Source organism: Halomonas sp. AOP43-A1-21 (assembly GCF_052376775.1).
Taxonomy (GTDB): domain Bacteria; phylum Pseudomonadota; class Gammaproteobacteria; order Pseudomonadales; family Halomonadaceae; genus Vreelandella; species Vreelandella colorata.
On record NZ_JBQSWC010000030.1, the window covers coordinates 52,222 to 65,112 of the forward strand.

The 12,891-nt window shown below is 53.0% G+C and carries 12 protein-coding genes; 6 read left to right on the forward strand and 6 right to left on the reverse strand.

Annotated elements, in window-relative coordinates; genetic code table 11:
- Position 1: 1 nt before the first annotated feature.
- The 3 genes from prpC to ACT3R7_RS15820 form a co-directional block, all read right to left on the reverse strand.
- Positions 2-1,129: a bifunctional 2-methylcitrate synthase/citrate synthase gene (gene prpC / locus ACT3R7_RS15810; RefSeq protein WP_192539410.1), complete on the reverse strand. Its 1,128-nt coding sequence runs from the start codon at positions 1,127-1,129 to the stop codon at positions 2-4.
- A 67-nt stretch (positions 1,130-1,196) separates the two neighbouring features.
- Positions 1,197-2,087 carry a methylisocitrate lyase gene (prpB, locus tag ACT3R7_RS15815; protein WP_193092027.1) on the reverse strand — a complete coding sequence of 297 codons (891 nt, stop codon included), beginning with the start codon at positions 2,085-2,087 and terminating at the stop codon, positions 1,197-1,199.
- Between the two features lie 6 nt (positions 2,088-2,093).
- Positions 2,094-2,888: a GntR family transcriptional regulator gene (locus tag ACT3R7_RS15820; protein ID WP_192539412.1), complete on the reverse strand. Its 795-nt coding sequence runs from the start codon at positions 2,886-2,888 to the stop codon at positions 2,094-2,096.
- A 234-nt stretch (positions 2,889-3,122) separates the two neighbouring features.
- Here ACT3R7_RS15820 and pabB point away from each other — a divergent pair, with 234 nt between their 5' ends.
- Together pabB and ACT3R7_RS15830 are read left to right on the forward strand one after the other, a co-directional pair.
- Positions 3,123-4,493 carry an aminodeoxychorismate synthase component I gene (pabB, locus tag ACT3R7_RS15825; RefSeq protein ID WP_192539413.1) on the forward strand — a complete coding sequence of 457 codons (1,371 nt, stop codon included), beginning with the start codon at positions 3,123-3,125 and terminating at the stop codon, positions 4,491-4,493.
- Between the two features lie 119 nt (positions 4,494-4,612).
- Entirely contained in the window at positions 4,613-5,233 is a 621-nt protein-coding gene (locus tag ACT3R7_RS15830) for a phosphoadenosine phosphosulfate reductase domain-containing protein (RefSeq protein WP_193092026.1), read from the forward strand.
- A 189-nt stretch (positions 5,234-5,422) separates the two neighbouring features.
- Here ACT3R7_RS15830 and cysB read toward each other — a convergent pair whose 3' ends face one another.
- Positions 5,423-6,397 carry an HTH-type transcriptional regulator CysB gene (cysB, locus tag ACT3R7_RS15835; RefSeq protein ID WP_192539415.1) on the reverse strand — a complete coding sequence of 325 codons (975 nt, stop codon included), beginning with the start codon at positions 6,395-6,397 and terminating at the stop codon, positions 5,423-5,425.
- A 253-nt stretch (positions 6,398-6,650) separates the two neighbouring features.
- On the opposite strand from cysB, the gene trxA reads away from it, so the two are divergent.
- Positions 6,651-7,034, forward strand: coding sequence for a thioredoxin (gene trxA / locus ACT3R7_RS15840; protein ID WP_193092025.1), 384 nt, complete (start codon positions 6,651-6,653; stop codon positions 7,032-7,034).
- Positions 7,035-7,126: 92 nt separating this feature from the next.
- Here trxA and ACT3R7_RS15845 read toward each other — a convergent pair whose 3' ends face one another.
- Positions 7,127-8,272, reverse strand: coding sequence for an AI-2E family transporter (locus tag ACT3R7_RS15845; RefSeq protein WP_192539417.1), 1,146 nt, complete (start codon positions 8,270-8,272; stop codon positions 7,127-7,129).
- Positions 8,273-8,458: 186 nt separating this feature from the next.
- On the opposite strand from ACT3R7_RS15845, the gene ACT3R7_RS15850 reads away from it, so the two are divergent.
- Positions 8,459-9,286: an SIMPL domain-containing protein gene (locus tag ACT3R7_RS15850; protein WP_193092024.1), complete on the forward strand. Its 828-nt coding sequence runs from the start codon at positions 8,459-8,461 to the stop codon at positions 9,284-9,286.
- Here ACT3R7_RS15850 and serS read toward each other — a convergent pair.
- On the reverse strand, positions 9,231-10,508 hold the full coding sequence (gene serS / locus ACT3R7_RS15855; RefSeq protein WP_193092023.1) for a serine--tRNA ligase: 1,278 nt from the start codon (positions 10,506-10,508) through the stop codon (positions 9,231-9,233). The genes ACT3R7_RS15850 and serS overlap by 56 nt on opposite strands.
- 267 nt (positions 10,509-10,775) lie before the next feature.
- Here serS and ACT3R7_RS15860 point away from each other — a divergent pair, with 267 nt between their 5' ends.
- Together ACT3R7_RS15860 and ACT3R7_RS15865 are read left to right on the forward strand one after the other, a co-directional pair.
- Positions 10,776-12,032 (forward strand): dicarboxylate/amino acid:cation symporter, encoded by a 1,257-nt coding sequence (locus tag ACT3R7_RS15860; RefSeq protein WP_192539420.1) that lies wholly within the window; start codon positions 10,776-10,778, stop codon positions 12,030-12,032.
- Between the two features lie 94 nt (positions 12,033-12,126).
- The gene (locus ACT3R7_RS15865) at positions 12,127-12,708 is read left to right on the forward strand and encodes a DUF4202 domain-containing protein (protein ID WP_193092022.1); all 582 of its coding nucleotides are present in this window, start codon (positions 12,127-12,129) and stop codon (positions 12,706-12,708) included.
- Positions 12,709-12,891 lie beyond the last annotated feature (183 nt).

A 12,891-nucleotide genomic window follows, 5' to 3' on the forward strand; every position in this document is an offset into this window, starting at 1 on the left:
ATTAATCACGCGCCTCAATGGGGACCCATTCGCTTTTTTCAGGACCGATGTAGTCGGCGCTGGGACGGATAATCCGATTATTGGCCCGCTGCTCAAACACATGGGCAGCCCACCCGGTGAGCCGAGACATTACGAAAATCGGCGTGAACAGCTTGGTGGGGATATCCATAAAGTAATAGGCGCTGGCATGGAAAAAGTCTGCGTTGCAGAACAGCTTTTTCTCGCGCCACATCACTTCTTCGACCTTTTCAGATACGGGATAAAGCACCGTATCGCCTACATCGTCGGCCAGCTTTTTAGACCAGTGCTTGATAATCTCATTACGCGGATCAGACTCGCGATAGATCGCGTGGCCAAAGCCCATGATTTTGTCTTTGCGCTCAAGCATACCCATGATCTTGCTCTCGGCTTCTTCAGGCGATTGCCAATCCTCGATCATCGCCATTGCCGCTTCGTTCGCGCCACCATGCAATGGCCCGCGCAAAGAGCCGATAGCCCCGGTAACGCACGAATGCATATCCGAAAGCGTGGAGGCACACACCCGGGCGGTAAAGGTAGAGGCGTTAAACTCATGCTCGGCATACAGAATAAGCGAAACGTTCATGACCCGTGCATGCAGTTCGGAGGCCGGCTCGCCGCGCAGCATGTTAAGGAAATGACCACCTACCGAGTTATCGTCGGTTTGAGTATCGATACGCACGCCGTCGTGAGAGAAACGGTACCAGTAGCAGATAATCGACGGCAAGACGGCCAAAAGACGATCGGCAACGTCCTGCTGCTCGTCAAAACTCTCTTCGGTTTCAAGATTGCCCAGCATGGACGTGCCAGTCCGCATGACATCCATCGGGTGGGCGTCTTTAGGGATCTGCTCCAGCACAGTTTTGAGTGCCTCAGGCAGCCCACGCAGGCTTTTTAGCTTGCGGATGTAATGATCCAGCTCTGACTGATTGGGCAGCTTTCCTTTTAAGAGCAGGTAGGCGACTTCTTCAAATTTAGCCTTTTCGGCAAGCTCTTTGATATCAAATCCACGGTAAGTCAAACCTGAACCGGTTTTACCTACTGTACATAGCGCGGTGGTACCGGCGCTTTGGCCACGCAGTCCTGCACCTGTCACGGGTTTATCAGCCATGGTGTGTCTCCTGTCGCTACTTTTATTTTAAGTATGTATTAACGTCTGTAATCAAATAGCAGTTTGGTTACTGGTCGCTGCCTCGCTCGGCAAACAAAGCGTCCAGCTTCTGCTCGAAATCGTGGTAGTTAAGAAAATCGTAAAGTTCATCGCGTGTTTGCATGGTACTGACTACGTCTTTTTGATGACCGTTATCCAGTATGCTCTGGTAAACGTTTAGCGCTGCTGCATTCATGGCCCTAAACGCGGAGAGCGGGTAAAGCACCATGCGGCAGCCGACATCGCCAAGCTCTGCCTGAGTGAACAGTGGCGTTGCGCCAAACTCGGTAATATTGGCCAAAATGGGCGCATCGACTCGATCACAAAACGCCTGATAATCTGCAAGGGTATGCACGGCCTCGGCAAAGATGGCATCAGCCCCCGCGTCGACACATGCATTGGCGCGCTCAATAGCGGCATCAAGCCCCTCTTTCTGAAACGCATCGGTGCGGGCAATCAGGTAAAAGTCAGGATCCAAGCGAGCATCTGCGGCGGCTTTGATACGATCAACCATCTCGCCTTGGGAAACGATCGCTTTATTGGGCCGGTGGCCGCAGCGCTTTTGCGCAACCTGGTCTTCTAGATGAACGGCTGCAACACCAGCACGCTGCATCTCTTTGACAGCACGCGAAATATTAAACGCCCCACCCCATCCAGTATCGATATCCACCAGCAGCGGCAAGTCGGTGGCACCACAAATCCGGTGCGCATCCTCCACCACATCGTTCATGGTGGTCATGCCTAGATCAGGTAGGCCGAAGGAGGCATTTGCGACCCCGCCGCCGGAAAGATAGATCGCCTGGTGGCCCACACGTTCTGCCATCATTGCTGTGTAAGCATTGATAGTACCCAGTATGGCAAGCGGACGATTAGCTTCCAGGGCGGCTTTAAAACGGGCGCCGGGGGTGCGGGTCGACATTAGCGTTTACTCCTGACAGGTAGTGGATGGCATGCCGGATGACTCAGCAGGCTCTGATGATAAATCTGATGATTCCGAAGATTGCTGTTTGAGAATCGCGGCATAGCGGTCAGCAACGTTGGCACGCGAAGCACTGACGTGGCGACGCATCAATAGCTCGGCAAGCTCGGCATCACCCGCTTCAATCGCATCCACGATCCGATGGTGCTCAACAAAGGCGCGCTGGGGGCGCGTACCGCTGGCACTAAACTGCGTGCGGTAAAGGCGGACTAGATAATAAAGGTCGTTACACAGCAGACTCATCAACATCTTGTTATGGCTGCCTTGCACAATGCGATAATGAAAATCGAGATCGCCTTCACGCTGATAGTAAGCCTCGCCGCGTTTTAAATCGGCCTGACCTTCATGCAGGGCCAGCACATCGCGCAGGCCCTGTATTTCTTCTGCAGACATATGTTCCGCGGCCAACCTTGCCGCCATGCTTTCCAACGCTTCACGGACGTCAAACAGCTCAATTAACTCTTTCATTGATAGCTTAACTACGCGCGCGCCAACGTGCGGTACACGCTCAATTAGCCGGTGGGACTCTAAACGTCGCATCGCTTCACGTAGCGGGCCGCGAGAAATACCGTAGGTTTTCGAAAGCCCCGGTTCGGTAATTTTGCTCCCCGGCGCCAAAACGCCACGCACAATATCGCTCTGCAACTGATGAAATACCCGTTCGGCTAGCGTTCGCACTTCAGGCGGTGCCATTTCAAGCGGCGAATCAACAGAATAAGGGGCACTAATGGGTGAGCTCATGGGCAATTGTCGACAATTAGAAAAAGTATCCAAACTTTAGCTGTGCGCCTGACTAGCGTCAACCATAGAATACTGGCGATTTAATGCATCTTTGGTTGTACGCAAAAAGTCTATTGCATCCATCAGTGTCAACAATCTAGCGGTAGCCGTAAGAAGTTTGCCAATCACACCTCTGGTGTCGGTGTTCAACGCCCTTTAATATAAGCAGCCTTTTACCGGCGAGGCGCTTGCTACATGACCACGGCATTGTCGATTTTTACGCTGCCCTACTCTTCTGACCCGCTAGCGCTGTTTGATGCGCTTCGCCAGCGTCCAGGTGCGGTACTTTTGGATAGTGGTCGCCCCGTTGCTCAGGGCCGCTACGATATTCTGAGTAGCGACCCCTTAGCGACACTAGAAATAGACGCTAGGGGAAAGTCGGTACTGGCGAGCGATCAGCTTGATATAACGAACCTGCCCTCCGGCGATTGCTTTACCCACCAGCAGTGGCTGTTAAACAAGTTACCCTCCCAGGCCACTCAGGCGAATCAAAGCGCTATACACAACGAGCTGCCCTTTATGGGCGGACTGATCGGCTACTGGGGCTATGACTTGGGGCGTTCACAGGCAACCCACTACCAACCCAGGATTACCGACCTTCCTCAGGCGCGTCTGGGCCTTTATGATTGGTGCATTACTCTTGATCACGTGGCTCAGCAGGCTTGGCTAATAGCCACCCCGCAGCGCCGAGATCAGGTAGTAGAGTGGTTAAGCCAGGAACCGCCCAAACGGGCTCCATTTACCTTAACTGCCCCCTTTCAAGCAGGGTTGAGCTACAGCGATTACGCTGAGCGCTTTAAAGCCGTTCAGCGCTACATTCTGGCGGGCGACTGCTATCAGATTAATCTTGCCCAGCGATTTTCTGCCACTTATCAGGGCGATGAATGGCAGGCCTATTTGCGTTTACGCAAAGCCACGCCCACACCGTTCTCGGGCTTCATGGCTTGGGGCCAACAGGCCGTCCTTTCCCTTTCACCTGAACGCTTTATTCAAAGTAAAAATGGAGCGGTCGAAGCTCGTCCTATAAAAGGAACCCGGCCGCGCGGCGCAACGGTCGATGAGGATCTTGCCCTGGCAAATGCGCTAACGAGCAGCCTTAAAGATCGCGCTGAAAATGTGATGATCGTTGATTTACTGCGCAATGATCTAGGCCGCGTATGCATGCCGGGCAGCATTAATGTTCCCCAGCTGTGCAAGTTAGAAAGCTACCCTAATGTACATCATCTGGTGAGCGTAGTGCGTGGGCAGCTAGCGCCCGGCGCCTCACCGCTTGCCTTACTGGCGGCGGCTTTTCCCGGCGGTTCGATTACCGGCGCGCCGAAAGTGCGCGCCATGCAAATTATCGCCGAGCTTGAGCCGTGTCAGCGCAGCGTGTACTGCGGAAGCATGGGATACGTTGATATACGTGGCAGCATGGACACCTCTATTACCATTCGCACCTTAGTGGCTGATGCCGGAACACTACACGTGTGGGGCGGCGGCGGCCTGGTGGCTGACTCAACACTGGATGAAGAGTATGTCGAGACACTAGATAAAATCCGCCACCTTATAAAGTCATTAACCTAAGCCATAGGTTTTTTTTAAATCAAAAAGGAATATAAAAGCCAAACCAAACGGTATTGGGGGAATATGCTTGCAGTTTGATAGCCTAACAGCATGGTTCATCAACATGACAAGGAGGCGACATGACTTCATCGCTTGAAGCGATCAACCGCGACTTCGGCAACAATCCACAAGCCCTTATTGAGTGGGCGCTGGCCCAAGGTGAACGCCCCATTTGCACGACCAACTTTCGTCCGTTTGAAGCGGTTATTCTGCATATGGTGACTCAAGTGCGCCCAGATATGCCGATTGTGTGGATGGACAGTGGCTATAACACCGAAGCTACGTATCAGTTTGCCGACGCAGTAATTAAGCGCCTGAACCTGAACATGGTGAATTTTCTGCCCAAACGCACTCGGGCCCACCGCGAAGCGTTGGAAGGCCCTATGCCTGGCATTGATGACCCGCGCCACGCGGCCTTTACTCAAGAGGTTAAAATCGAACCGTTTGAGCGTGCGTTGAGTGAAATGCGCCCCGATATATGGTTTACGGCACTACGTGCAGAAGACACGCCCGAGCGCGCCAAGATGCAACCGATTAGCCGCAATAGCGATGGTCTGGTGAAGGTGGCCCCGCTGCTTCACTGGTCGGCCAAAGAGATGTACCAATACCTGCAAGCCCACGATCTTCCCAATAACTTTGATTACTTTGACCCCACCAAAGTGGAAGAGAAGCGCGAGTGCGGGCTGCATTTACAGCACTAATCTTCATGCTGAGCTTTAATACTAAGTTGCAGTACTGATTTGCATTACGAATCTTCAGCACTAGGCTATAGCGGCTAATTTAAGCACTGAATAAGCCGCTCACTTAGCTATCGGCTGTCTGTGGCCATTGAGCAGACGCAAGCGCCGCTGGCTAAGTGAGCTTTTAACTCATCGGGCTTATTCAATAAATCAGTGCTCAGGGAGGTCGATCCCTTCAAACAGTGACTGCTCAAAACGCGGCCCAGCGATTAACGCTTCATCGACCCGATCACGGGTAAGGTGCGGTGCAAATCGCGCTAGGAAGTCGTACATATAGCCGCGCATAAAGGTGCCCCGTCGAATGCCGATCTTGGTTGTAGAGCTGGCAAACAGATGACTGGCGTCCAAGGCAACCAGATCCTCGTCCAGCGTATCGTCGACGGCCATATGCGCCACGATGCCCACGCCCATCCCGAGGCGTACGTAGGTTTTAATCACGTCGGCGTCGGCGGCGGTAAGCACCACGTTGGGCGTTAGCCCTTGCGCTTTGAAGGCATCATCAAGCTGCGAGCGACCGGTAAAACCAAACACGTACGTCACTAGCGGATGCGCGGCCAATGCTTCCAGAGTTAAAGGTCCGTTCAGAGAGGCGAGCGGATGATCTTTAGGTACCAGGGCGCAGCGGTTCCAGCGGTAGCAAGGCAAGAGCACCAGATCCGTAAATAGCTCCAAGGATTCGGTGGCAATTGCGAAATCCGCCTGCCCCTCACTCACCATCTGGGCAATCTGCTTGGGTGTACCCTGCTGCATATGCAAGGCAACTTCCGGGTACTTCAGCGTAAATTCACTGATAATAGGCGGTAACGCATAGCGTGCCTGAGTATGGGTCGTGGCAATTGATAAACTGCCGCGGCGCTCATCACTATGCTCCTGGGCTACCTGCTTAATATTTTCAGCGAGCTTAAGCACCTGCCCCGCCAGATCAATGATCGATTGGCCCGCGGGCGTTACACGGGTTAAGTGCTTTCCGCTACGCGCAAAAATCTCCACACCGAGCTCATCCTCTAGCAACCGTATCTGCTTTGAAATACCGGGCTGCGAGGTAAACAAGCTTTGTGCGGTGGCCGAAACATTTAAATTATGTCGGTTAACTTCCCAAATATAACGAAGTTGTTGTAGCTTCATATCGTCACCTCATTTTCTATACCGATCGCAGGCAGGTTTTCTTACGCAGATACCGCCTCTCCCGCTCGCCATAAAGCACTATTTAGAATAAAAAAAAATCTTATAATTCACTTATATTATAAAAGAAAGCGTCTATTAGCATCTATTAATTTCTTACATTACTAACAAATCAGTCGAGTATATTTGCCAGCAATCGCCACGCCCGCTACCATTTGCCGACTTGGCGCGATAAAAGTGAGCAGGTTATCGCGTAATGACCGTTGCTCCATTTGAGGCAACGAAACTGAAAGAGCAACGCAAACGGGAGAAGCAAATGGCTAATAATGTTGATGTCACCAATGCCAACTTTGAGCAAGAAGTCCTCAATGCCGAACAGCCTGTCCTGCTTAAATTCTGGGCGCCCTGGTGTGGCCCATGTAAAGTTATGGCACCGGTTGTAGATGAAGTAGCTGCTGAGCGTGGCGACAACTTAAAGGTTGTCAGTGTCAACGTTGACGATGCGCCGGAAATTGCCGCTGAGCAAGGCGTGCGCGGTGTTCCCACCGTTATGCTGTTCAAGTCTGGCACTAAAGTCGCTTCGCTGGTTGGCGCTCAATCCAAGTCTCAACTAACGCAATTCATCGACCAAAACGCTTGATGAAATTAGCCACCGCCGTTATCACCGGCGGTGGCTATGCACGAGCCTTGCTTGACCAGGCTTACTTTCTTGAATTAGCTGCCCGCCTTTATCTAGCTCTCCCCTTCTTTCAGATGTTCTTCGTGCTGATCATTATTTTTACGTTTCCAAGGCGCACGACCTGCATCCCGCTGGCTCAGATAGCGGCCGGTACGATGCTTTCCTGGACCTAGAAAGTGCGCAATCCAGCGTGTCTGCGGATGGCTATCCAGGGCAATCTTGAGCGTCATGGTCAATACCACCGAAAGCAGCATCCCCGCCGCACCAAAAATCCACCCCCATACCACCAGTGACAGAAACGCCACAAACGTTGAAAGCCCCAGCGCTTGACCCATGACGCGAGGCTCAATCAGATTTCCCAATACAAAATTAATGACCAAATAGGCGGAGGCCAGCAACAGCGCCTGAAATACCCCGCCATCTTGGGCAACCAGCAAGAGCAGAACCGGTGGAATCGCCGCCAGTGCCGAGCCGATATTGGGAATGAAGTTAAGTCCAAATGCCAACACACCCCACAGCAAAGGGAAATCAACCCCGACGATAAGGCAGGAGAGCCATACCAACACCCCGGTCGCCAGGCTGATGACCGTCTTTACCGCCAGGTAACGCTTTAGCGTTAAACTAAACTCGCTAAAACGTTTTAAGCTGGGCGCCGGGTTCTCAAGGGCCCGGGAAACTTTTTGGCGAAAATTAAGCGTCTCAAACAACATGAAAATGACCAGCAGCCCTACAATGATGCTTTGCATGATCAAGTTGCCCAGTTCGCCCAGCAGGGTAGCGATCCACGAGCCTTCTTCGTCCATTTGAAAAACGGCGCTAAGCTGATCAGGGTCAACCGCAAAGCCATGCATTGCCAGGGTGTTGAGCAAATCCCAATAGTGTTCGTATAGCCGCTCTTCTATATCAGGCAGCGCTGCCACAAAGGTGCTGAAGCTATTCACCACCAGCACGCCAATCAGCGATAGAAAGACCAATAAAACCAGTAGGGTTAAAAAGGCTGACATCCGCATGCTCAGGCCCCAACGATGCAGCCACTGCACGGGAGAGGTGCACACCACGGCGATAAACACCGCCAGCAGTAAAGGCACTAAAAGATCAGCGCCCATTTTCATTCCCGCAATAATGATCACCAGCGCGGCGAGCGCCAATGTGGCATGCAAGGGAATACTTCGGTAATCCTCATCCGACAATTGTGGCATAGCTTCATCCTTAGCTAGTTATCCGTACATAATGGCTGCAATCAGGACATTGCACAAACCGTGCAAGTAATAAGCAACTGTTTTACGTCACCTCTTTAAACAGGAACTTTCGCTTCTCCTACTATTCCAAGCAACGTCTACACTGTGATGACACCACTCTACTTTGCTATTCATTAAGGAAATTCCATGAACCCAACACCGGCACGTTTACCGCGTTTTCGCTATGGCCTATTAAGTGGCGCGCTGTTGGCGTTACTCAGCACACCGCTTGCCTTTGCCGCGCCACCCACTCCACCAAGCCTGAGCGTCCAGGCCCAGTCCTGGGTCGAAGTTGAACCAGACCAAGCTACGCTCACCGCCAGACTGTGGGAAAACACGCCCGCCGTCTCGTCAATGGAAGATACTGACAGCGAAGCGCTAGGTGAAGCTCGTGAGCGCCTTGAAAGCCGTGCCAGTGAACTGATCTCTGCCATCGAAGCATTAGGTATTGAGCGGCGTGCGATTAATGCGGGTTCTTTAAATGTTTACCCTGACCATGTGGCGGCACCGCGCAGCGAAAACGGTGATCAGGAAATGCTCCAGCGCACGCGTCTTGAGCGTCCGTTCAGCGTAGAGCTAACCGACCTTGATCAACTGGGTGAAGTCCTCAACGCGCTTATCGGAGTAGGCGTTAACGCGTTAGACGGCGTGCAGTTCGATTTGCAGGATAGAGACGCAGCGACCGATGAAGCCCTGGTAAAAGCGCTTGATAAGGCCCGCCACAAAGCTGACCTGATGGCGAGTACTCTGGAAGCCGAGCTGGGTCATGTTCAGCGTATTGAAGAGACACAGTCGCCGATTTTTCAGCCCCGCATGATGGCGATGCGTGCTGAAAGCGACGCCGCCAGTAGCGGTGCGCAAAGCGACTACAGCCCCGGCACCATTCGTATTGATGCCGGGGTAAACGTGGAGTGGACCCTTAAAGGGCCAGACGCTCCTGACCACGCAGATACGGACGTAGCGGCTCAGGAATAATCACCGAGCCATCCGCCTGCTGGTGGTTTTCAAGAACCGCCAGCAGGCAGCGGCCTACAGCCAAGCCTGAACCATTCAACGTATGCAGAAGCCGAGGCTTTTTCAACTCCGGATCGCGAAAACGCGCCTGCATGCGCCGCGCCTGAAAGTCCTCGCAGTTAGAAACCGATGAAATTTCCCGATAGGTTTCCTGGCTAGGCAGCCAAACTTCCAGATCGTAGGTTTTCGCTGCGCCAAAGCCCATATCACCGGTGCATAGGGTAACGACCCGATACGGAAGCTCCAAAGCCTGCAAAATCGCCTCAGCGTGACCACGCATTTCTTCAAGGGCCGCGTAGCTCTTCTCAGGTTCAACGATTTGCACCATTTCCACTTTATCAAACTGATGCTGGCGAATCATGCCGCGAGTATCGCGTCCGTGCGAACCGGCTTCGCTGCGAAAACATGGTGTGTGCGCGGTGAGCTTCATCGGTAACGCCGCCTGATCGACAATTTCATCGCGTACAAAATTGGTGAGCGGCACTTCTGACGTGGGAATCAGGTAGTACTCGCGCTCATCATCAAGCTTAAACAGATCTTCGCCAAACTTAGGCAACTGACCAGTTGCCATCAGCGAGTCGCTGTTGACCATATACGGCACGTAGCACTCTTCATAACCGTGCTGCTCGGTTTGGGTGTCCAACATAAACTGAGCCAGTGCACGGTGCAGCCGGGCAATCGGCCCACGCATTACGGCGAATCGCGCACCGGTTAGCTTAGCCGCCAACTCAAAATCCAGGTACCCGGATTTCTTGCCCAGATCAACGTGGTCGAGCACTTCAAAATCAAACGCGCGGGGCGTGCCCCAGCGGTGTAGCTCTACGTTATCATCTTCGTTTTTGCCTTCCGGCACGCTTTCATGGGGCAGGTTAGGAATTCCGCTGACGGCATCGTCCCACTCGGCCTGCACCTCAGCAAGCTCGCGTTTTGCGCTATCCAAACGTTCGCCCAGGTCGCTCACGCTATCTAACAGCGGCTGGATATCTTCCCCATTCGCTTTGGCCTTGCCAATGGCTTTGGAACGCGTGTTGCGCTCGCTCTGCAACTGCTCGGTCTGGGTTTGCAATTCACGGCGGCGCGACTCCAGCGACTGCAGTCCCTCTTTATCCAGCATGAAGCCGCGACGAGCTAGTTGTTGCGCAGCCGCGTCCAGATCACCGCGCAGCAGTTTCGGATCGAGCATAAGTTATCCCTTAGCCTGAATTCAGTTAAACACGACGCCAAACGCCTGCATCAAAGCCACCTATTGTAGGCAAAAGCGTGGCATGGGGCTATGGGGGTTTCCTACCTCGCGCTCAAGCTTGAGCATCTCAGCCCTTTTGCGATCCGTTTTGCTTATAGCGCCGCCTACCGACATCCCCGCCCCTCGCGTGAAAAGTGGTAAAGTGCGCGCCGAATCGTTATCCAGCGCTTCTTTTTCGATCAACTTTTAAAGCACAGCAAGGAGGATATGCCCGTGAGCACATCACAAGGCGCATTCGGATGGTGGCGAGGCATTGCCCTATGGAAAAAAATTCTCGCAGGCCTAGCACTGGGGATATTGGCTGGCGCGTTACTGGGTGAAAATGCCAGCCTCTTTAAACCACTGGGCGATATTTTCATCAATGCGATAATGATGTTGATCGTGCCCCTGGTGTTTTCCACGCTGATCGTGGGCATAACCTCAATGCGCGACCCGCAAAAAATGGGGCGCATCGGCGCGCGCACTATTGGGCTTTATCTTCTCACTACGGCGTTTGCGATCAGCATCGGCCTGTTACTTTCTACTCTGCTTCAGCCCGGCGCGGGCGTTAATATAAGTTTTGATGGTAGTGTCGATGCAAGCGAGGCGCCGACACTCGCGTCTATTTTAATTGATCTGGTTCCCCGTAATCCTATTGATGCGCTGGCCAATGGCAATATTCTGCAGATTATCGTGTTTGCCATCGGCCTGGGTATTTCGCTCACACTGATTGGTAAGAAAGGTGAGCCGCTGGTCGTTGTGTTCGATAGCTTTGCCGAAGCGATGTACAAACTCACCGGTATTGTTATGGCGTTTGCGCCTTTTGGCGTCTTTGGCCTTATCGCCCATGTGTCCGGCCAATACGGGTTAGAAATCCTTCTGCCCCTCGCCAAGCTAATTGGCGTGGTGTACCTCGCCAGTGCGCTGCATGTTCTGGTGGTTTATTCAGGCTTTATCAGCCTGTTGGGAAGGCTTAATCCGGCTCGTTATCTTCAAGGTAGCCTGGATGCCATGATGGTGGCATTCTCCTCGGCCTCATCAGCAGGCTCGCTGCCCGTATCGATTCGCTGCGCACAACAGAACCTGGGTGTTTCTGAAGGTGTCTCCGGCTTTGTACTTCCCGTCGGGGCGACTATCAATATGGACGGCACGGCGCTTTATCAGGGCGTCGTCGTCCTGTTTATTGCCCAGATGTTAGGTATTGAGCTAAGCCTGGTCGACTACGGCATGATTGTGGCAACCGGCACCCTCGCCTCTATCGGCACGGCCGGCGTACCCGGCGCGGGCCTGATTATGCTATCGATTGTAATGGCGCAAATCGGTCTGCCGCTTGAAGCGATTGCTGTGGTAGCGGGTATTGATCGGATCCTCGATATGGCGCGTACCAGTGTGAACGTGGCGGGCGACATTATGGTCACGACCCTGGTAGGCAAAAGCGAGGGTGAATTGAACCTTGATATCTATAACGCCGATAATAAAGCGTAACTGGCGTAGCCAAGACCTAGACCACGACAAAGCAAGCCAAGAGTTTCTGCAACCTGCCCAGGTTGCAGAAACTCACTAGCCCAAGGAACGCACAATGACTAATCGCCTTGAACAGGTAATAAACGCGTTGGATCAACTCCACAGCGAAGACCCGCAAGCGGTTAACGTTGATGGCGAGTCGGTGGCGGCCGAACTGCTTTATGCACAGCGCATGAGCGCATGGCTTACCACGCTTACCCAATCCCCTGGGGAGTGCCTGCAAATCTCTGTGCGAGCCCAACACTTACAACGCTGGCAAGTAACGCGCGAAGAGTACCCTGAAGGCCGCGTGGGGTATTTAACCTGGCGACGTGACCAGGGTATACGTGCTGGCGAGACTACCGCACTGCTGATGAGTGAAGCAGGCTACTCTGCCGAAGATGCCGCGCGGGTTGCTACTATTATCAACAAGAAAGGGTTAGGCCGTGATCCAGACGTACAGGCTCTTGAAGACTGTGCCTGCCTGGTATTTTTAGAGAACTACTTTGCCGACTTTTCACGCAAGGTCGAGCACGACCACATGCTGCGGATTATTCAAAAAACCTGGCGCAAAATGTCTCCGCAAGCACATGAACTAGCGCTTGGCCTGCCCATGTCGGCTAGCTCTGCCGCGCTGGTCAAAGAGGCCTTAAGCTAAGCACCTCTCACAAGAGTGCAGCTAAACAAACGCTGCGGTAAAGTAGCGCTCTTTCTTTTTTATGCCCTGGCACTGACGGCTTGAACGATTATGATTGCATCTCTGGACTCTCGTACCGCCCCGTTTAAACGCTTAGGCACCCATTACCTGCGCTTTCTGGAAGCCCTAAAGACCCGCGGCTTT

Excerpts from the sequence above, each read along its gene's own strand:
- ACT3R7_RS15820 (WP_192539412.1), bottom strand. The coding sequence starts at position 2,888 with ATGAGCTCACCCATTAGTGCCCCTTATTCTGTTGATTCGCCGCTTGAA.
- prpC (WP_192539410.1), bottom strand. The coding sequence starts at position 1,129 with ATGGCTGATAAACCCGTGACAGGTGCAGGACTGCGTGGCCAAAGCGCC.
- ACT3R7_RS15865 (WP_193092022.1), top strand. The coding sequence starts at position 12,127 with ATGACTAATCGCCTTGAACAGGTAATAAACGCGTTGGATCAACTCCAC.
- ACT3R7_RS15860 (WP_192539420.1), top strand. The coding sequence starts at position 10,776 with ATGCCCGTGAGCACATCACAAGGCGCATTCGGATGGTGGCGAGGCATT.
- prpB (WP_193092027.1), bottom strand. The coding sequence starts at position 2,087 with ATGTCGACCCGCACCCCCGGCGCCCGTTTTAAAGCCGCCCTGGAAGCT.
- trxA (WP_193092025.1), top strand. The coding sequence starts at position 6,651 with ATGACCGTTGCTCCATTTGAGGCAACGAAACTGAAAGAGCAACGCAAA.
- serS (WP_193092023.1), bottom strand. The coding sequence starts at position 10,508 with ATGCTCGATCCGAAACTGCTGCGCGGTGATCTGGACGCGGCTGCGCAA.
- pabB (WP_192539413.1), top strand. The coding sequence starts at position 3,123 with ATGACCACGGCATTGTCGATTTTTACGCTGCCCTACTCTTCTGACCCG.
- ACT3R7_RS15845 (WP_192539417.1), bottom strand. The coding sequence starts at position 8,272 with ATGCCACAATTGTCGGATGAGGATTACCGAAGTATTCCCTTGCATGCC.
- ACT3R7_RS15830 (WP_193092026.1), top strand. The coding sequence starts at position 4,613 with ATGACTTCATCGCTTGAAGCGATCAACCGCGACTTCGGCAACAATCCA.
- ACT3R7_RS15850 (WP_193092024.1), top strand. The coding sequence starts at position 8,459 with ATGAACCCAACACCGGCACGTTTACCGCGTTTTCGCTATGGCCTATTA.
- cysB (WP_192539415.1), bottom strand. The coding sequence starts at position 6,397 with ATGAAGCTACAACAACTTCGTTATATTTGGGAAGTTAACCGACATAAT.